This is a genomic window from Epibacterium sp. HA2-3 (assembly GCF_055693725.2).
On record NZ_CM172490.1, the window covers coordinates 2,022,182 to 2,041,136 of the forward strand.

20 protein-coding genes and 1 tRNA gene are annotated in these 18,955 nt (G+C 62.1%); 10 read left to right on the plus strand and 11 right to left on the minus strand.

Going from position 1 to position 18,955, the window contains the following annotated elements; genetic code table 11:
- Positions 1–48: 48 nt before the first annotated feature.
- The 5 genes from queF to ACZ1HH_RS09465 all read right to left on the minus strand — a co-directional run bounded on the left by queF (position 49) and on the right by ACZ1HH_RS09465 (position 2,679).
- The gene (queF, locus tag ACZ1HH_RS09445; RefSeq protein WP_472636493.1) at positions 49–513 is read right to left on the minus strand and encodes a preQ(1) synthase; all 465 of its coding nucleotides are present in this window, start codon (positions 511–513) and stop codon (positions 49–51) included.
- A 16-nt stretch (positions 514–529) separates the two neighbouring features.
- A complete protein-coding gene (queE, locus tag ACZ1HH_RS09450; protein WP_011539369.1) occupies positions 530–1,237 on the minus strand; it encodes a 7-carboxy-7-deazaguanine synthase QueE in 708 nt (235 codons plus the stop codon).
- Positions 1,234–1,587 (minus strand): 6-carboxytetrahydropterin synthase QueD, encoded by a 354-nt coding sequence (queD, locus tag ACZ1HH_RS09455; RefSeq protein WP_416368806.1) that lies wholly within the window; start codon positions 1,585–1,587, stop codon positions 1,234–1,236. The genes queE and queD overlap by 4 nt, the downstream gene beginning before the upstream one ends.
- Entirely contained in the window at positions 1,587–2,288 is a 702-nt protein-coding gene (gene queC, locus ACZ1HH_RS09460) for a 7-cyano-7-deazaguanine synthase QueC (RefSeq protein ID WP_472636494.1), read from the minus strand. Before queC ends, queD begins: the two co-directional genes overlap by 1 nt.
- Positions 2,289–2,595: 307 nt before the next feature.
- Positions 2,596–2,679 (minus strand) — tRNA-Tyr (locus ACZ1HH_RS09465).
- Between the two features lie 119 nt (positions 2,680–2,798).
- Between ACZ1HH_RS09465 and rlmB the strand changes: the two genes are divergently transcribed.
- From rlmB to ACZ1HH_RS09485, 4 genes are all read left to right on the plus strand, one after another.
- A complete protein-coding gene (gene rlmB / locus ACZ1HH_RS09470) occupies positions 2,799–3,587 on the plus strand; it encodes a 23S rRNA (guanosine(2251)-2'-O)-methyltransferase RlmB (protein WP_011539373.1) in 789 nt (262 codons plus the stop codon).
- Positions 3,588–3,659: 72 nt separating this feature from the next.
- Positions 3,660–4,001, plus strand: a complete 342-nt coding sequence (locus ACZ1HH_RS09475; protein ID WP_011539374.1) for a hypothetical protein — start codon at positions 3,660–3,662, stop codon at positions 3,999–4,001.
- Between the two features lie 172 nt (positions 4,002–4,173).
- The gene (locus tag ACZ1HH_RS09480) at positions 4,174–4,656 is read left to right on the plus strand and encodes a YHS domain-containing (seleno)protein (protein ID WP_472636495.1); all 483 of its coding nucleotides are present in this window, start codon (positions 4,174–4,176) and stop codon (positions 4,654–4,656) included.
- A 327-nt stretch (positions 4,657–4,983) separates the two neighbouring features.
- Positions 4,984–5,448: a CoA-binding protein gene (locus ACZ1HH_RS09485; protein ID WP_472636496.1), complete on the plus strand. Its 465-nt coding sequence runs from the start codon at positions 4,984–4,986 to the stop codon at positions 5,446–5,448.
- A 74-nt stretch (positions 5,449–5,522) separates the two neighbouring features.
- On the opposite strand, the gene ACZ1HH_RS09490 is transcribed toward ACZ1HH_RS09485, so the two are convergent.
- On the minus strand, positions 5,523–6,041 hold the full coding sequence (locus tag ACZ1HH_RS09490; protein WP_472637320.1) for a DUF2478 domain-containing protein: 519 nt from the start codon (positions 6,039–6,041) through the stop codon (positions 5,523–5,525).
- Positions 6,042–6,604: 563 nt separating this feature from the next.
- Here ACZ1HH_RS09490 and thiC point away from each other — a divergent pair.
- Positions 6,605–8,419, plus strand: coding sequence for a phosphomethylpyrimidine synthase ThiC (thiC, locus tag ACZ1HH_RS09495; protein ID WP_472636497.1), 1,815 nt, complete (start codon positions 6,605–6,607; stop codon positions 8,417–8,419).
- Positions 8,420–8,585: 166 nt separating this feature from the next.
- Here thiC and ACZ1HH_RS09500 read toward each other — a convergent pair whose 3' ends face one another.
- Genes ACZ1HH_RS09500 through ACZ1HH_RS09510 form a run of 3 tightly spaced genes read right to left on the minus strand, consistent with a single transcriptional unit; the run spans position 8,586 to position 11,193 of the window.
- Entirely contained in the window at positions 8,586–9,359 is a 774-nt protein-coding gene (locus ACZ1HH_RS09500; RefSeq protein WP_472636498.1) for a LamB/YcsF family protein, read from the minus strand.
- 41 nt (positions 9,360–9,400) lie between these two features.
- Positions 9,401–10,426, minus strand: coding sequence for a 5-oxoprolinase subunit C family protein (locus tag ACZ1HH_RS09505; RefSeq protein WP_487320253.1), 1,026 nt, complete (start codon positions 10,424–10,426; stop codon positions 9,401–9,403).
- The gene (locus tag ACZ1HH_RS09510; RefSeq protein ID WP_416368812.1) at positions 10,423–11,193 is read right to left on the minus strand and encodes a 5-oxoprolinase subunit B family protein; all 771 of its coding nucleotides are present in this window, start codon (positions 11,191–11,193) and stop codon (positions 10,423–10,425) included. The genes ACZ1HH_RS09505 and ACZ1HH_RS09510 overlap by 4 nt, the downstream gene beginning before the upstream one ends.
- 136 nt (positions 11,194–11,329) lie before the next feature.
- Here ACZ1HH_RS09510 and ACZ1HH_RS09515 point away from each other — a divergent pair, with 136 nt between their 5' ends.
- From ACZ1HH_RS09515 to ACZ1HH_RS09525, 3 genes are all read left to right on the plus strand, one after another.
- The gene (locus ACZ1HH_RS09515) at positions 11,330–12,244 is read left to right on the plus strand and encodes a LysR substrate-binding domain-containing protein (protein ID WP_487320254.1); all 915 of its coding nucleotides are present in this window, start codon (positions 11,330–11,332) and stop codon (positions 12,242–12,244) included.
- Between the two features lie 93 nt (positions 12,245–12,337).
- On the plus strand, positions 12,338–13,492 hold the full coding sequence (locus ACZ1HH_RS09520) for an aromatic ring-hydroxylating oxygenase subunit alpha (protein ID WP_472636500.1): 1,155 nt from the start codon (positions 12,338–12,340) through the stop codon (positions 13,490–13,492).
- Positions 13,489–13,758: a hypothetical protein gene (locus ACZ1HH_RS09525; RefSeq protein ID WP_472636501.1), complete on the plus strand. Its 270-nt coding sequence runs from the start codon at positions 13,489–13,491 to the stop codon at positions 13,756–13,758. Before ACZ1HH_RS09520 ends, ACZ1HH_RS09525 begins: the two co-directional genes overlap by 4 nt.
- Before the next feature lie 50 nt (positions 13,759–13,808).
- On the opposite strand, the gene ACZ1HH_RS09530 is transcribed toward ACZ1HH_RS09525, so the two are convergent.
- Entirely contained in the window at positions 13,809–14,729 is a 921-nt protein-coding gene (locus tag ACZ1HH_RS09530; RefSeq protein ID WP_472636502.1) for a hydrogen peroxide-inducible genes activator, read from the minus strand.
- A gap of 144 nt (positions 14,730–14,873) precedes the next feature.
- Here ACZ1HH_RS09530 and ACZ1HH_RS09535 point away from each other — a divergent pair, with 144 nt between their 5' ends.
- Together ACZ1HH_RS09535 and ACZ1HH_RS09540 are read left to right on the plus strand one after the other, a co-directional pair.
- Positions 14,874–15,128: a YdcH family protein gene (locus ACZ1HH_RS09535; protein ID WP_472636503.1), complete on the plus strand. Its 255-nt coding sequence runs from the start codon at positions 14,874–14,876 to the stop codon at positions 15,126–15,128.
- A gap of 131 nt (positions 15,129–15,259) precedes the next feature.
- The gene (locus tag ACZ1HH_RS09540) at positions 15,260–17,680 is read left to right on the plus strand and encodes a GcvT family protein (protein ID WP_472636504.1); all 2,421 of its coding nucleotides are present in this window, start codon (positions 15,260–15,262) and stop codon (positions 17,678–17,680) included.
- Here the strand turns inward: ACZ1HH_RS09540 and ACZ1HH_RS09545 are convergent.
- A complete protein-coding gene (locus ACZ1HH_RS09545) occupies positions 17,677–18,921 on the minus strand; it encodes an NAD(P)/FAD-dependent oxidoreductase (protein ID WP_472636505.1) in 1,245 nt (414 codons plus the stop codon). The genes ACZ1HH_RS09540 and ACZ1HH_RS09545 overlap by 4 nt on opposite strands.
- Positions 18,922–18,955 lie beyond the last annotated feature (34 nt).

Sequence of the window (18,955 nt, forward strand, 5' to 3'; positions counted from 1 at the left end):
CACGGCCCGGCGCAACGGGTGTAGTTCTATCAAAACCGAGGGCGGCCCTCAGCCCCGACCGCGATAGGGCGGCACACCCTGATCGGGAATCCAGACACCCTCGGGCATCGTGCCGGACTGCCAAAAGACATCAATCGGGATACCGCCGCGCGGATACCAATAGCCCCCGATCCGCAGCCATTGCGGGTCGAGAAAGTCGACCAGCCGCCGCGCGATCGAGATGGTGCAATCCTCGTGAAAGGCGCCGTGGTTGCGAAAGGAGGTCAGGAAGAGCTTGAGCGACTTTGATTCCACCAGCCACGGGCCAGGAACATAGTCGATCACCAGATGGGCAAAGTCCGGCTGGCCCGTCATCGGACAGAGCGAGGTGAACTCCGGCGCGGTGAAGCGCACGTTATAGGCCACATCTGCCTGCGGGTTTGCCACCCGTTCCAGCTCGGCCTCTTCGGGGCTGGCAGGGATCCGGGTCTCACCGCCCAGTTGTTTGAGGTTTTGGTAAATATCTTCAGACATTGAACTCTCCATCACATCAGACGCCACGTTTGTTGCCCCAGATGAGGACATGCAGTTGCGGCAGAATACGGGGCGCAAACCACCGCTCGCCCATAGCCCGTTCCGTGAGCCAGCGCAGGCGCTCCGCCTGTGCATTGAGATCCACAGGGGTTTCGGGGTCGACCTCGGGGTTGCCGGGCTGCAGATACAGCGGCAGGTCACTGTGGCGGCGGTGAACCTCCCGCGCCCAGAGATAGTCGGCCTCATCAAAGATCACGATCTTCATCACCTGCTGGCGCGCCCCTGCGCCGATTTTGCGACAGGCAATAAAGGCGCCCCAATCCACGTCTTCCCCACTGGAGGGCGGTTTGGGCGAAAGCACCAGCGTCTCAAGATCGGAGAACCACGGTCGCGGGATCGAGCCTTGGGTTTCGCAGGCGAACCGATAGCCCGCCGCCTTTCCCCGCGCGATGAGCGGGCCGAAGTCCTGGATTGCCGGGTTGCCGCCCGAAAGCGATACAGTCAGGGGCTGGTCGCCCGAGAGGCGGCGCACCTCCTGCCAGACGGCTTCGGTCTCCATCGCGGCCCAGCTGTGGCGGTGCGCGCTGTCCACCGCATGCAGGCTGTCGCACCAGCTGCAGCGATAATCACAGCCGCCCGCGCGCACAAAGACCGTGGGTTCGCCAATCAAGGCCCCCTCGCCCTGAATCGTCGGGCCAAAAATCTCTGCGATCCTGAGGGTCATGGCCGGTACTCCGCCCAGGTCTTTGGGGTCTCGCTCACGAGAACCGCGCTGGTCTCGGGCCAGCGCGCGGCGCACCACTCGTAGAAATGGCGTGCCATGTTTTCCGCCGTGGACGGGCTGTCCATCACATCATTGAGATGCCGGTGGTCGAAGTGATCGTCGATATAGGTCTTGAGCGGTTTGAGATCATGATAATCGCGCACAAAGCCATCCGCGTTGAGGCTCTCGGCGGACAGCTCTACCACCACGATATAGTTGTGCCCATGCAGGCGCGCGCATTGGTGATCCAAAGGCAGATGCGACAGCTGGTGCGAGGCGGAGAAGTGAAACTCCTTGCGAATGCGAAACATCACTCTGCCTCCCGCCCGGCAATGGCCGCGCTCCAATAGTCTGGGTCGGCATAGACCGTGGGGTCCGCAACCTCCGCCAGATGGAAAGCCTCGCGCCGCTCCACGCAGGTGCCACAACGGCCGCAGTGGATGTCACCGCCCTTGTAGCAGGACCATGTTTCAGCAAAGGGCGTGTTGTGAGCGGCGCCGGCACGCACGATGTCGGCCTTGCTCTGCTCGACAAAGGGCGTGTGCAGGCGCACATCGGCATAACCGTCCAGCGCCGCGCGCTGCATCGTTTCAAAGGCGCGGGTGAAGCCGGGTCGACAATCGGGATAGATGAAGTGATCCCCGCCATGCACGGCGGTGGCCACGGCCTCATCCCCTTGCGCCGCCGCGACGCCAAAGCCAATCGCAAGCATGATCGCATTGCGGTTGGGCACCACGGTGATCCGCATGGTGTCCTCGGCGTAATGCCCATCAGGGACGTCGATGTCGTCGGTGAGCGCCGACCCGGAGAGCGCGCCACCGATGCTGCGCATGTCGATCAGGTGAAACGTAACGCCCAGCCGCTCGGCAGCGGCGCGGGCAAAGTCAAGTTCCTTGCGATGGCGTTGACCGTAGTCAAAGGAAACCAGACGGGTAAGTTGGTGTTTCTGGGAGGTGATATGCGCCAGCGACACGGAATCGAGTCCGCCAGAGCAGATGACAAGTGTTTTCATATTTGGGGCCCTTGTTTTGATGTCCGGGTAGGCTGCGACCGGATGGCGGGCCTTATTTCAGAAACCGCGGAATTTGCAAGAGCCCTCTCTCTGGGCGCTTTGAGCACGCGAAATGAAGCCCCCGCCAACGCGCGCAAAAAGTGGAGCGCTGGCACAGTTTCATGCGTGATCAAGAGAGTGGTAAAATTGGGCGATTGGGGCAGGATAATGCGCGCGTCTTCCTATGGCGGCACGCAGGCGCACCCTCTCCCGTTCCCGATATATACCGAGGTAATTCAATGAATTAGTGATATACAAAGGGAGGAGATGGTGGGCGACCCTGGAATCGAACCAGGCGTGCGTCTCCGCGAGGGAGTTACAGTCCCCTGCCACACCTTGCGGCCTGTCGCCCACTGTCAGAAGCTTGTTGCACCTGACGTGGAGGCGTGATTACTAGCGCACCAAACGGGCGTCAACCGGAAAAACGCAACTTTTTTCCGCTGCCTTGCATTTTGTTTTCCGGAGCATGCCATGAACAAGAAATCCAACAAGAAACCCGCTTGGGTCGTGGAGAAGGAAAAGGCCAAAAAGGCGGCAGCATCCGAGACCGTCTGGCTCTTTGGTCTGCATGCGGTGCGGGATGCGCTTTTGAACCCCAAACGTGAGAAGCTACGCCTTGTGGTGACGCTCAATGCGCAGAACAAACTGGAGGATGCCATTGCGACCTCTGGCATCACGCCCGAGGTGGTGGACCCGCGCAAATTCTCGGTACCGATTGATCCGGGCTCTGTACATCAGGGCGCTGCACTCGAGGTCAAGCCTCTGAACTGGGGCGGGCTTGAGGACAATTGTATCGGGGCCGAAGTGCCGCGCGTGATCCTTCTGGACCGGGTAACTGATCCGCACAATGTCGGCGCGATCCTGCGCTCTGCAGAGGTGCTGGGTGCATCGGCGGTGATCGGCACCCGGCATCACTCCGCACCGGAAACCGGTGCGCTCGCCAAGACGGCATCGGGCGCGCTTGAACGTCAGCCCTATCTCAGAATGCGCAATCTCTCCGATACCATCGTGGCATTGCAACAGATGGGGTATCTGGTGCTTGGCCTTGATGGCGAGGCAGAAGAGACCATCGAGGAGGCGGTCGCCGGGCGCACCAAAGAGCCGATCGCGCTGGTCCTGGGCGCCGAAGGCCCCGGTCTGCGACAAAAAACCAAGGAAACCGTGGACAAACTTGTCAAAATCGATGCCGCGCGCGGTTTTGGCTCCTTGAATGTTTCAAATGCCGCTGCACTCTCCCTATATGCATCTTTGAAGGGCTAGGACGCAGAGGAGGCTCCCATCGCACATCACAGTATTCCCGGAGGCAAGCTGATTGTCTGTTGTTATTGTGGCGTGCAATCCGCCTTTGTGCCGGACGCCACACTTCATGCGCTGGTGTGCGGCACCTGCGGCGCCCCCCTCAAGGCGCAAAAGCAACGCCCGCTGAGCGATCACAAGGGCGCAAAGCTGCCCAACGCCTCGACCCTTCAGCCCCATGGCAGAGATGACAAAGCGGCAAAGGTCAAAAAACCCAAGCCCGTCAAAACGGGCAAACCGGGAAAGTCGGGAAAATCGGGCGACTGGAGCACGCTTGCGCATGAACTGGCATCAGCCAAGCTGATGAAGAAGCGTAAGAAGAAAAAGAAATCCTCGTGGAAGATGGTCTTTGACGTGATCGAGGACATCTTTGACTGAGGCTGCTGGCGGGATGCGCCGATTTACTGTGTCTTCACGGTAGCAGTCGCTTCTGTCGCTGCTCACAACATGTTCAAATTCTCGTATGTTCTCTTTTCTCGGGGCGCGGCCTTGGGCATTGTTGGCACATCTCATCGCGCAGAAACGTGACCCCGGACGGAGACCTTTGGACGTGCCGACACATCCTCTGACACTTGCCCTGCGTTCTGCGAGTCTGGCCGTCGGGCTGGGGCTGATGGTGGCACTTGTGCCCGTGTCCAAGGTTGCGGCGGGGCAGATTTATATTGCGGTTCAGGATGGCTATGCGATGGGGGGCTATGACCCGGTGTCCTTCCACGAGGCGGAGGCCCCTTTGCGCGGTCACCAAGATCATGCCTTGATGTGGAAAGGGGCGGTGTGGCTGTTCCACTCCGCGCAGAACCGGTCCCGGTTCGAAGCCGATCCGCGGGCCTTTGCGCCAAGGTTCGGCGGGCATTGCGCCTATGGGCTCTCACGCGGGCACGCCTCGGTCGGCGATCCGGAGACATGGGAGATCGTGGATGGGCAGCTGTTTCTTTTCAATTCTGCGCGCGGGCGCAGCCTGTGGCAAGAAGACAGGCAACAGATGCTCAAAGCTGCGCAGGCGTCCTGGCCGGAGGCGCTGCGCGCCCAATGAGCGCTGAGGCCTGACCCGCGCAAGCAATGCGGCGCGTATCGTGATCCCTACAACCTGGCCGCGAGGTTGAGGCCGATTCGTCAAGGCGCAACCCGGCGGTCGTGATCACAAAATCGCGAGATCCCTTTAACCCGGCGGGCTGAGCCCCACCTAGTATCACAGACTATGGCGCTGGAACCGCCGTAGATCTTTTTCACTGTCCCTCGTTCCACACCTTGCGCCCGAAGCCATTCGGGCGCTTTTTTCTTGTCGAGGCATTGGTGCCAAATCCGTGAGCCCCTTTCAGAAGGGCTTGCATGGCAATCGCAGGCGACCCAGAGTGGCGGCATGTATTCGGATACGCTTCTCAAAGACGTTCTTCGTCGCACGCACAGCATCGCCGTGGTTGGGGTTTCAACCAACCCGGTGCGCCCCAGTTACTATGTTGCCAGATACCTGTCCCTCAAGGGGTATCGGGTCATTCCCGTCAATCCGGGCCACGCGGGCAAGGAGCTCTTTGGCGAGACGATCCGCGCCAACCTGTCGGACATTGATGTCCCCGTCGACATGATCGACATCTTCCGCCGTCCCGAAGCGGTGCCGGAGATTGTGGACGAAGCGCTGACGGTGTTTCCCACGCTCAAGACGATCTGGATGCAGATCGGGGTGGAACACGCAGAGGCCGCCGCAAAAGCCGAGGCGCGTGGCCTCACCGTGATCCAGAACCGATGCCCAAAAATCGAGTATCAGCGCCTCTTTGGTGAACTGCGTCAGGGTGGTTTTGCCACCGGGATCATTTCATCGAAACTGTGACCACTGGCGGAACGCGCCGGGGCGCTGCCCCGGACCCCGAGATATTTTTGAAAAGCTGAAGCGCGCCGGAGGGATCAGGCAGGATGCGCAATCGCGCGTTCGACCCATGCTACGAGGGCATCGAGATCCGGGCTGGCTTCTTCACAGAGCCCTTCGGCGAAATTCTGGAAGGCCTCGACATTCATCCTGTTCACGCCACAGACCACCGGCACCCCCATCGCCAGCGCTTCGGCAATGATCGGGCGCATGCCGCGGCCATCAGCCTCATGTTTGCCAAATTTGTTGACCAGCAGTACCTGCGGCGCAGGCGAGAGAGAGAGGGAGCTGGTGACCAGGCCGACCGCGCGTTCGAGTGCCTCGGGATTGAGACGGCAGCCGCGCGCGCCCTCGCCCAGCGATTGCGAGATGCGGATGGTTTCACCTTCTGGCAGTACCCGCACATCCATATCGCAGAGTTTATTGTCGTAGCATTCCGTGTTGGTCTGCACGATGCCGGCAGTCCGGATCCCCTTGCTGGCCAGTTGCTCGGCCAAGGCCGTGAGAAGCCGGTCGGTGGCGCCACGTTCTGTTGTCATCACATAGGTCAGCTGCATGGGCGCAAGCGAAGTGGGGTCATCCGACATGGGGGTAGCAGGCATGGGGTATCCTTTGTGTCTTTTGCCGGCAACCGTAGCGTGGTTGGCTTGCGCCGACCAGAGGGCTGTTGTCGCAGCCCGACCTGCGCAGGGATGGCGCGGCGCATCGCGCAAAAGCTGTGCCAGAAGACGTGCGAGCGAAACACCAGCATGAAAAATTTCCTGTAATCCACTGATTTTAATCACTATGCCTAGACGCACTCACACCCATAGCGCGAGTTCATCTTAGCACACCCGCCGGGAATCGCTTGACGCTTTTTGGGGGCTGCTCTACCCCTTGCAGCACGCAGGGGAGTCCCAACCCAAGGGGACTGAGAGGCGGACGGGGAGTGATCCCGGTGAAGCGACCCTTTGAACCTGACCCAGTTGATACTGGCGGAGGAAGCTAGGACAGTCGCGCACCGCCCCCGTTCAGGGCGCGTTCGCGCTGATCTGAGACGGCAGGATCTGAACACCCTGCCCCGTTTTCCTGAGGCCCGGCTCAATTGGTGTTTTTGAGAATGGACTCGAGGAGCACCAAGATGAACGTCCCCAACCCAAAGATCACCACAGGCGCATTGCCCGCCTCCCGTAAGATCTATGTGGCAGGCGAGATGCATGAAGGCATCCGCGTGCCGATGCGCGAAATCGCCACCCACCCGACTGCGGGCGAGGCGCCGCTACCGGTTTATGACAGCTCCGGCCCCTATACCGACCCCGATGTGTCAACCGACATCCGCGAGGGATTGGCCCCGTTGCGCGCGGCGTGGATCAAGGCCCGCTGCGATGTTGAGGCCTACAGTGGCCGCGATGTGACCGCTGCGGACAATGGCTTTGTCGAAGGCGATCGGCTGGTGCCTGAGTTTCCTGTAAAACCGGCGCCCCTGCGCGGGAGGCAGCGGGCCGCTCCGACTCAGCTGGCCTATGCGCGCGCAGAAATCATTACGCCCGAGATGGAATTCGTGGCGATCCGAGAAAACCAATTACGCGATCTGTCGCCCTGTCATTGTGCGCGCGACGGGGAGGATTTTGGCGCCAATATCCCCGACTACGTGACGCCAGAGTTCGTCCGCGCTGAAATCGCCGCAGGGCGCGCCATCATCCCCGCCAATATCAACCACCCGGAGCTGGAGCCGATGATCATCGGCCGCAATTTCAAGGTGAAGATCAACGCCAATATGGGCACCTCTTCGGTGACCTCCTCGATGGAGGAGGAAGTGGACAAGCTGGTCTGGGCGATCCGCTGGGGCGCAGATACGGTGATGGATCTCTCGACGGGCCGCAACATCCACAACACCCGCGAATGGATCATCCGCAACAGTCCCGTCCCCATCGGCACTGTGCCGATCTATCAGGCGCTGGAGAAGGTGAACGGCATCGCCGAGGATCTGACCTGGGAGGTGTTTCGCGACACGCTGATCGAGCAGGCGGAACAGGGCGTCGATTACTTTACCATTCATGCGGGCGTCCGGCTGCATATGGTGCCGATGACCGTGGAACGCGTGACGGGGATCGTGTCGCGCGGTGGGTCAATCATGGCGAAATGGTGCCTGCATCACCATCGCGAGAGCTTCCTTTATGAGCATTTCGAGGAAATCTGCGACATCTGTCGGCAGTATGACGTGAGCTTCTCGCTGGGTGATGGCTTGCGTCCGGGGTCGATTGCCGATGCCAATGACGAAGCTCAGTTTGCCGAGTTGGAAACGCTGGGCGAGCTGACCAGGATCGCCTGGGCCAAGGACTGTCAGGTGATGATCGAGGGGCCGGGCCATGTGGCCATGCACAAGATCAAGGAGAACATGGACAAGCAGCTGGAGTGCTGCCACGAGGCGCCGTTTTACACGCTCGGCCCGCTCACCACGGATATTGCGCCGGGGTACGATCACATCACCTCCGGGATTGGCGCGGCGATGATCGGCTGGTTCGGCTGTGCGATGCTGTGTTACGTGACGCCCAAGGAACATCTGGGCCTGCCGGACCGCGATGACGTTAAAACCGGGGTGATCACCTACAAGATCGCCGCCCATGCCGCTGATCTGGCCAAGGGTCTGCCCGGCGCGCAGCGGCGCGATGATGCGCTGAGCCGCGCGCGGTTTGAATTCCGCTGGGAGGATCAGTTCAACCTCTCGCTCGACCCGGAGACCGCGCAGAGCTTCCACGACGAGACCCTGCCCAAGGAGGCCCATAAGGTCGCGCATTTCTGTTCCATGTGCGGGCCAAAGTTCTGCTCCATGCGGATCAGCCACGACATCCGCGCCGAAGCCCAGAAAGAGGGGCTTGAGGCGATGGCCGCGAAATTCCGCGAAGGCGGTGAACTCTATGTGCCGCTGAAGGACACCGCGCCAGAAGAGGCCTGAGCGCAGACGTGGCCATCTGCCGCGCTGCCTGTGCGCCTCTTCAGGCGCGCGGGCAGCGCCCGGCCCAACGGGAGGTCGGGTCCCACCTTGAAAAGGTGGGGCATGACCGACGGGCGGGAGCCTTCCCGCCGCAACCTACCCAAATCAGGCCCGGATCAGCGCCTGATCAGAGCGGCTTGCCGTCGAACTGCTGCAAGGTAACGCCCGCATCTTCGAGCTGGCGGCGTACCGCGCGCGCTATCTCCAGCGCCTCGGGCGTATCGCCGTGCAGGCAGATGGTGTCGATGCGCGCCGGGATACGGCTGCCGTCCTCGGCCAGAATTGCCCCGTCCTGCACCATCTGGGCCACCCGCGCGCCAGCGCGCTCGGCATCATGGATCACCGCGCCCGGCAAGGACCGATCCACCAGCGAGGCATCGGCGTTATAGGCCCGGTCGGCAAAGATCTCGCAGGCGACATTGCAGCCCAGCGCCTCGGCCGCGGCCTGCTGCTGAGTGCCTGCCATCACCATGATGATGATCTCCGGCGCGACCTGCAGGGCGGCCTTGTAGCAGGCAAGCGCCATGTCGTAGTCCGCGGCCGCCATATTGGCCATTGCACCATGCAGTTTCAGATGACGCACCTTGCCACCCGCGGCTTCTGCCATCGCCTGCGCGGCGCCCACCTGGTACTGTACCAGATTACCGAGGCTCTCATGCGGCAAGTGCAGCTTACGCCGGCCAAAGCCCTGAAGATCGGGAAAGCCCGGATGCGCGCCAATGCCGACGCCGCGCGCAACCGCATCGGCCATGGTCTGCGCCATGACGTCCCAGTCGCCCGCATGCACGCCGCAGGCCACATTGGCCGAGGTCACAACGTCGAGCACCTCGGCATCGCGTCCCATCACCCAAGGGCCAAAGCTCTCGCCCATGTCGGCATTCAGATCTACGGTAGATGTCATGGCCCATGGCCCTCCTTCGTTCGTTTGCGTCCGCAGCGCGCTCAGAGCGCCTCATCAAGATCGCGCCCGGCGGTCACGCCGCTCACCAGTTGATAGGACAGAAGATCCCGCATTCGGGCCGGATCACGCACAAGCGGCGTCAGCCGAGAGGGCAGTCGCTCGCGCTCGGCGCGGGCCCGCCGTTCAATCTCGACCGCTTCCTCAAGTGTCACCTGTTCAAAGCGAAACGCCGCTCCTGCCTGTGCCTGTGCCACGCGCGGCATATCGCAAGGCAGAACAGAGCCGATGCGGGGATAGCCGCCGGTGGTCTGGCATTCGCTCATCAAAACATAGGGCGTGCCATCGCCGGTGACCTGAATGTCACCGGGTGCGATCACCTCGGACAGAACGCTCAAGCCCCCCTCAAGCGCAAACCCCTGCCCCTCCGGCAAGAGCCGCACCCCCATGCGATTGGCGCGGCTGTCACGGTGAAAGCGCACCTCTTGAAAGCGGGCCACCTCTACCGCGCCAAAAAGACTGGTTTGCAGGCTTGGCACCATGCGCAGCGTGCCGCCATCCAGGCGCGGCTCGGGGGTCAGGGTCATATTGACTGCACCGCCTGCATCGTCGCCAAGGGGCAGCTCCGCCCCATCCCGGAGACGCGCGCCAAGCCCCGAGGCGAGATGCGCACTGCGCGCGCCAAGCTGCAGCGCGTTTGCGATGCCGCCGCCCACATGAAGGTAGCCATACGACCCCGCCCGCACTGCGCCAATGCTGAGCTGCATCCCGGCCGCAAGAAGGTGGCTGGCATTCCAGCGCAATTCCGTGCCGTCCTGTAGCGTGGCCTTCATCGGCGCACCTGTGAGGGCGATACGGGTATCGGTTGTGACCTCAAATGTACCGCCAAGCCCGGCCATCTCGATGGCCGCCGCGCTTGGTTCCTGTCCCAAAAGCGCCGCGCCCTCATAAAGCGCCAGCCGATCCGCCGCGCCACCGCGCGACAGACCAAAGGCGAGATAGCCGCTACGGCCAAGATCCTGAATGCTCAGACCCGGTCCTGCGCGGTGAACAATAAGGCGCGCGCTCATGTCAGCACCTCGGATGTGGCACCGCCATCCGCTCCAGCGCGCTCGAGCGCGGCGTAGCGTTCGGGCGATATGGGCTCAAACAGCACTTCATCGCCCGGACGCAGCACAAAGGGCTCTGGCGCGTCGGGGCGAAAGAGGCGAAAGCGGGTCTGACCGATGTGGCGCCAGCCGGTGGGGGTGGTAACCGAAAACAGCACGATCTGGCGGATCGCCACGACCACGGCCCCCTCGGGGACTTCGGGGGTGAGCTCGGTCTGGCGCGGGATGTCAAAGGCGGGCGGCAACTCGCCCAGATAAGGCTGACCGGGGGCAAAGCCGATGGTCTGCACCCGAAGCCGGGTCTGTGAAATCTGCGTGACCGCCTCATCTGCGCTGAGGCCCGCCCGCGCCGCAGCCTCCTCGAGCTGGGGGGCGAGTTCGGTGCCAAACACCGTCGGCACCCGCCAGAGCTTGCGCCCCTGCGGCAAGGCGGCGGCGTACCAGTCGCGAGTCTCCAGCAGCGCCGCGACCTGGGCAATCATCTCGGCATGTGACGTCCCCAGCGGGTCAAAACGCAGGTAGGTGGACACCAAGGAGGTCGATGTCTCTTCAACCGCAGCCCAACCGGCCACATCCACCGCCGCACGAAACGCAAGTGCTGCGCGATTTGCGGGCTCACTCAGCCGGTCGGCAAAGCGCACCACCACGCCGTCAAAGCCGGCTGTCGCGACTTCGGGCCATTGCGTATCCCCGACGGGGGGCTCAACACGTATGGGGCTTTTTGTCATGGCATATGACTGCCAGCGGTTGCCGGGAAAGACCAGACCCAAATGTCGGTAGCGGCCGGGCTTTTGTCGGGAAGCCTCTCGCCAAGTGCCTGCGCGAAGCCCATAGTCACATCACCCCTAGCCATGAGCCGCCCGCATGTCTCGCCGCCACTACAATCTGCCCCCCCTGACCACGCTCACCGCCTTTGAAGCGGCGGCGCGCCACCTCAGCTTCAAGGACGCCGCCAAGGAGCTCTCGGTGACACCGGGCGCGGTCAGCCACCAAGTCAAAGCGCTGGAGGGGGAATTGGGCGTGGCGCTGTTTCGCCGCAAGCATCGCGGCGTGGATCTGACGGTGCCGGGGCAGACCCTCTACGACACGCTGGCGGGGTCCCTGACCCGCATCTCACAAAGCCTGCAGTCCATCCGCGACCAGAGCAGCGCAGGCGTGGTAACGGTGGGCTCCACCACGGCGATGGCGGCCATGTGGCTATCGCCTGCCGTGATCCGGTTCTGGCGCGACCACCCGGAGATCAACATCAACCAGGTGGTGCGCGACCGGGCTTTCACCACCTCGGCAGAGCTTGATCTCTATATCTGGTATGGCCGCGAAAAGGATCAGCGGCTGGATCAGTTTCCGCTCTATCGCGATCGCCTGCTGCCTGTTGCCGCCCCGGAGCGGGCCGCCGAGTTGGCAGGCGCGGATCTGGACGTGCTGGCCAGCCAGCGCCTGATACATCTGGAGGGCGACGACATCAGTTGGACCAAGTGGCACGACTGGTTCCGCCAGCTTGGCTACAGCGGTCCGGTGGCTTCGGGCATCCGGGTCAACAACTACTCTATCGCGCTGCAGGCGGCGCGCGATGGCGCCGGGCTGACGCTGGGTTGGGAGCGGCTGATCTCGCCGCTCATCACACAGGGCGACCTAGCGATCATCGGCCCGCATGTCCTGTCCGCACCAGAGCGGTTTTTCCTCGTCAGCAAACCCGACGAGGAGCTGACGCCCAGCGCCAGATTGCTGCGCGACTGGATCATCGAAGAGGCCAGCCAGATCACGGATGAGCCCTGCTAACGTGTGAGTGAGATTTTCTGATATTGAGGGCGCCCGCGCTGCGCCACATCCTCGGCTCAAGATCCTTGCCACATCCGTTCAAAGGAGCGCCGGATGACCAAGCCAGTCTCACTTCAGTCTGTCCTCACGTCGGTCAATCGCGCCAACGGGCTGCCCAATGCGCATTACATCGACCCGGTGGTCTTTGCCGAGGAGCGCGCTGCGGTGCTGTTTTCCAATTGGTCCGGCGTGGGTTTTGGCAAGGACATCCCCAACCCGGGCGATGCAAAGCCCGTGGATTTCCTCGGTGTGCCGCTGTTGCTGGTGCGCGACCACGATGGCGGTGTCCATGTCTATCAAAACACCTGCCGGCATCGGGGCATGATCCTTGTGGAAGAAGCCAAGAACATCCGTGGCACCATCCGCTGCCCCTATCACAGCTGGTGCTACAGCCTGAAAGGGAAGCTGCGCGCTGCACCCCATGTGGGCGGGGTTGGCCAGAACACCCATGCCGACGTGAAGATGGACGAATTGAGCCTCGTCTCTTTTCGCGCTCATGTCTGGCAGGACGTGATCTTTGTGAATATCGACGGCAAGGCCGCGCCCTTTGAGGAGGTGCATGCGGACCTTCTGCAACGCTGGCAGGAATTCGACCGCCCCTTGCACCACGGCGGACCGGAAAGCTCGCTGAAGTTGGAAGTCAAAACCAACTGGAAGCTCGCGGTGGAAAACTACTGCGAGAGCTATCATCTGCCTTGGGTGCATCCTGGCCTCAACAGCTATTCGCGACTAGAAGATCACTACAACATTGAAAAACAGGGGAAATACTCCGGCCAAGGAACGTTGGTCTATCGCCAGCTGCGCGGGGCCGAGGATGAAGTCTTTCCCGATTTCGAAGGGCTCAGCGACAAATGGGAGACCGGCGGAGAATATGTCGCGCTCTATCCCAACGTCCTCTTGGGGGTTCAGCGCGACCATAGTTTCGCAATCGTCCTGGAGCCCAAGGGATGCGAGGAAACGGTCGAGCACATCGAGCTCTACTACGCAAAATCAAGCGCCGAGACACCCGAGCTGGACCCGTTGCGCCATCAGAATGCGCAGCTCTGGAAGACCGTTTTTGAAGAAGACGTCTTTGTGGTCGAGGGCATGCAGAAGGGGCGGCATGGGCCAGTGTTCGACGGCGGGCGTTTCTCCCCCGCGATGGACGGGCCGACGCATAATTTTCACCATTGGGTTGCCACCCAGATCGAGGCTGCGCGCGCCTCATGAGTGCTGTCGAGTTGCAGATCTCACCGCAAGAGGCGGCTGCCCTGCACCACGCCATTCTGGCCGCCCATGCCCAGCATGATCTGGCACAGCTGGTCGAGCTCTATGCCATTGTGGCGGACGGCAAGGAGGCCGAGGGCGACACTGATGCAGCCTGTTTCTTTCTGACGCAGGCCTTTGTCTTTGCGCTGGAAGCAGGCGTGGCGCGCGCCCAAGAGCTGAACCACCGGCTTGTGGCCTATGGGCGCGCCTGGCCGCTCGAACAATAACCTCCCCCGGGCGCCCTTTGCCGCTTGGGCGCGTTTACTGGCTGATCCCCTCAAGTGATGGCGGCCTTGGGGTCCGTTTTGCCCATCACCGCAATGGCTTCTGCCAGTTCTTCAAAGCTCGCCGGGTTGCCACTGGAGACGCGCCACGCAAGGCCGATATGGCGCTCCAGGCCTGGCTTAAGTGTGACGACGCAGACATCATCCTTGCGGTTGTCGATTTCGGAGCGCGTGTAGGACTGCGGCATCAGCGTCACCCCCATGCCGAGCGCAACCATCTGGCGGATCGCGTCGAGGCTGGTGCCATCGATGTCGTCCTGCATCCGCGCGCCAACCGTCTGCGCCAGCCCCTCCACCTGCCGCCGCAGCGCATAGGCGGGGTTGAGGCTGAGAAACTGTTCCTGCCCCAGATCGCGCCGGCGGGCGACACCCGCCATTGCAAGCGGATGACCCCGCGGCACCACAAGATAGAGCGGCTCGCGAAACAGCGGGTGAAAACGGATGTCATCGCGCTGGATCGGCGCTTGGGTCAGGATGAGATCATGCTTGCCCGCAACCAGATCCTCCAGCAAATCGCGCGAAGGGCCATCGCGAATGATGAGCCGGAAATCGGGATAGGTCTCATGCAGACGCTTGAGCACCTGTGGCAGAATATAGGGTCCAATGGTGGGAGACGATCCCAACCGCAATGTGCCGCTCAACCCCGCGCGGCGGGTGGCCGATGCGTTCACCAGCAGCTCGCAATCGGCCAGAATACGTTCCGCCCTGGCGGCCACATCTCGCCCCGCAGCGGTCAGGATCAACCCATTGCGCCGCCGCTCCAGCAGCGGCGCGCCGACGATTTCCTCAAGCGCGGCGATCTGAAGGCTGAGCGAGGGCTGGCTGATCCCCAATTGCCGCGCCGCGCGTCGAAACTGCAGCGCTCGGCTCAGAACCGCAAAGTATCGCAAGTGACGCAGGCTCAGCTCTGGCATAAGATACCCACAGATTCCATTGATAGTTTTTTCCAATACTATTTCACAATAAGATTGTATTGGATCAAGGCAAGCCCTCCCCCATATCGAGGGAACCATGACGGCTGCCCCCGTTACATGTGTCCCACAAAATGGAGGTTCCCTATGAAAGACAGCCCCAAGGTCAAAGCGTTCTCGCTTGAAGTTCGGTTGACCAAACTGCGCTTGAAGCATCAGACGCTGAAGGCGCGGATTGCGCGCGAGATGAAGCGTCCTTCGCCCTGCAGCGCCACGTTGCAGTTGCTCAAACGTCAGCGCCTGCGCCTGAAGGACGAGATCGTGAACTGCGCCAACAGGCTCCGCGCCCTGGGACGGCGCGACCTTGCAAGCGGGCCGATGCTGTCTCGCCCGACATCATAAGCTGAGGCCTTCAGCTTCGGTTTACCTCATCTCATGCGAGCATGAGAATTATCGAGGTTGCCCAAGGTGGGGCGGCGGTGGAACATTTCCCCAACGCCCCTTCCCCGCAGAAAAGCAAAGGCACCCTCATCATGCGTACAGAAGCCAAGGCCGTGGTCATCGGCGGCGGGGTCATCGGTTGTTCGATCCTTTATCACCTGACCAAACTCGGCTGGTCCGATGTGGTGCTGCTGGAGCGCGACGAGCTGACCTCGGGATCGACCTGGCACGCGGCGGCCAATATCCATGGCCTGCACGACAGCACCAACATCTCGCGCATCCAGCACTATACGATGACGCTCTACAAAGAGCTCGAGCAGGAAACCGGCCAGGGCTGCGGCGTGTTTCAGCCCGGATCTCTCTATCTGGCGCAGACCGAAGACCGCGCGCACCAGCTGCGTCTGCAGGCCGCCAAGGCCAAGCTCTACGGAATGAACTTCTACGAGATTTCCATTGAGGAAGCTCAGGAACTCAACCCGCTGGTGAATTTCGACGGGATCCGCTGTGTCATGTATGAGCCCGATGGCGGCAATGTGGACCCCTCCGGTGTGACACAAGCCTACGCCACCGGCGCGCGGCAACGCGGCGCCGAGATCCATCGCTTTACACCGGTTACGGCCACAGAGGCGCAGCCAGATGGCACCTGGATTGTAAAAACCCCCAAGGGCGACATTCACACCGAATGGGTGGTGAATGCAGCGGGTCTTTGGGGCCGGGAGGTGGCAAAACTTGCGGGCCTCGAGTTGCCTCTGCAACCCACCGAGCATCAGTATTTTGTCACCGAAACAATTCCGGAGATCGCCGGAATGGAGCGTCGCCTGCCATCTGTATCGGATCGCGACGGGGAATATTACCTGCGCCAAGAGGGACAGGGGCTTCTGGTGGGCGCCTATGAGAAGGGCATGAAATTCTGGGCCGAGGACGGCACGCCCCTGGATTTTGCGCATGACCTGTTCCCCGACGACCTCGAGCGCATCGAAGAAAACATGATGAACGCCATCGAACGTGTGCCTGTGGTGGGGGATGCGGGCATCAAGCGCGTGATCAACGGACCAATGATCTGGTCACCCGATGCCAATGTGTTGTTTGGCCCGGTGCCGGAGCTTTCGGGCTATTTCTGCTGCAATGGCATCATCCCCGGCTTTTCGCAGTCCGGCGGTATGGGCCTGATGGCGGCGCAGTGGATGATCGAGGGCGAGACGCAGTTTGACATGTTCAACTGGGACGTGGCGCGGTTTGGCGACTGGGCCACAAAGGAATTCACCAAGGCGCGCGTAGAGGATCAATATGCGCATCGGTTTGCGATCCATTTCCCAAATGAAGAGCGCAGCGCAGGCCGCCCCGCCCGCACCCGCCCGATCTATGAGATGCAGCGCGAGATGGGCGCGGTCTTTGGGCTCAATGCCGGATGGGAGCACCCCTTGTGGTTTGCGGATCAGCCCGGCGCCGAGGACACCAATGGCTTTACCCGGCAGAACTGGTGGGGGCCGGTGGGCGAAGAATGCAAGATGCTGCGCGCGCGTGCCGGCATCATCGACATATCGAATTTCGCCAAATACCGCTGCAAAGGCCCTGATGCCGAGGACTGGCTCAATGCGGTATTTGCCAATCGCATGCCAAAGGCGGTGGGGCGATCGTGCCTCACGCCCCTGATTTCAAAGCGCGGCGGGATCGCCGGGGATTTCACCGTGACACGGCTGGCGGAGGATGAATTCTGGGTCATCGGCTCCGGCATGGCGGAGCGCTATCACAAGCGGTTCTTTGGTGCGGTGCCCTTGCCGGAAGGGACCTCGTTCGAGAGCCTCACCCAGGAGGTCTGCGGTTTCAACGTGGCAGGCCCCAAATCGCGCGAGATGCTCCAGCGCATGACTAATGAGCCCTTGGACACCGCCTCATTCCCCTTCATGCGCAGCAAACGACTGATGCTCGCGGGGATCAATGTGGTGGCGTTGCGCGTCTCTTTCACGGGGGACCTCGGCTGGGAGTTGCACTGCGCCACAGAGGATCAGGAAAAGCTTTATATCGCGTTGATCGAAGCAGGCCGAGAGTTCGGCGCCGGCCCCGTGGGCAGTCGCGCCCTGATGTCGCTGCGCGTCGAGAAGGGCTATGGCTCCTGGAGCCGCGAGTACAGCCCCGAGTATTTCCCGCATGAGGTGGGATTTCAGCCGCTGTGTAAAATGGACAAGGATTTCCTCAACAAATCTGCCGCCAAGACCGCGATGGGCGCGCCCGCGCGCGAAGAATTGGTGCTGCTGCATCTCAATGCCGAGGATGTCGAGGCCTCTGACGCCGATGCAACCGGAGGGGAGCCGATTTTCAAGGACGGACGCGGTATCGGGCGGGTAACATCGGGCACCTATGGATACACGGTCGGCATGTCGCTGGCACTTGGCTATGTCAAAGACGCCAAGCCCGGTGATACCGTAGAGGTAATGGTGCTGGGGCGCGCGCACCGGGCCGTGATCCTCGCCGAGCCGCCCTTTGACCCCAAGGGCGAGCGGCTGCGCGCCTAGGACAAAACAGCCGGTCGGTTCTGCGGCAGGAGCGCCGCGATACCGGTGCTGTCACGGCCGTCGATGAGCGCGCCAAGGTGACGTGCGGTGGTGGGGCCAAGGGTGAACCCCTGGTGCCCATGCCCAAAATGAAACCACAGGCGGTCGTGGCGTGGGGCGGCACCGACCATGGGCAGCATATCCGGCAGAAACGGACGCGTGCCGTGCCAGATCGGTCCGCCCTCGGCAGTGCCGAGATCCATATAGGCGGCTAGACCTTTGGCGCCTCGATCCAGCTGGCGCGCATCCGGCACCCGGCCAGAGGCCTCCAGCGCCACGCCACAGGTCATGCGCAAGCCCCCTTTCATGCTCGAGAGCACAATACCGTGCTGGGCATCATGCACGGGGCGGCGCAGCTTGGGCCCCGTGGGATACATGCGATGCGCGCCGTGTTTCATGATCATCCGCACCCGGTAGCCCAGTTGGGCCAATATCGGCGGCGTCCATGGCCCAAGCGCGATCACGGCATGCTCGCCGTGCAGCCGCCCGGCCTCTGACATGAGCGCCCAGGCCGACCCCTCCGGGCGCAAAGTGCTGGCATCGCCGGTACAAATCTCTCCGCCCCGGCTCTGGAACAGTGCGGCATAGCGCGCGACCAGTTCGCCGGGGGCGGCGCAGCTCCAGACGTCGCGCCAATGGATGCCCCCTGCGGGTGGGCGCTGATACAACGGCTCCATCCTGCAAAGCTGCGGCCCGCTCATGGCCGTTGCCTCGACTCCATAACTTTGTCGCAGCCGCTCGAGATCAGAGGCCAGGCTGTCAAACATGGCCGCATCCTGAAAGACCGACAGATAGCCATCCTGCGCGATCAGATCCTGTGCTGCCGCCGCGGTGATCCAACGGTCGTGATCGGCGCAGGCGGTGCGGATCAGATGCGCGTTGGGCTGCGACAGGGCGAGATGGCGGTTAGGATGCGAATAGCGATAATACTGCCAGAGCGCGGGCAGCTGGCTCAGCACGCCGCGCAGGGACCAGATCACGTCGTTGCTGCGTCCAGACAGAATACCAAGGATCTCGGGCAGCGCGCGGGGCATGGCGTAGGGCTCGGCCGCTTCGGCCTGAATGAGCCCCGCATTGCCATAGCTTGTCTCCTGCCCGGGTGCTTTGCGATCCACAACCGTGACCGCGTGCCCGCGCGCCTGCAGTTCGAGCGCCGTCGAGATGCCCACCATTCCGCCACCAAGAACCAGAATTTCGGACATGAGCGCAGGCTCCTCAAGGCAAAAGATATTCTGT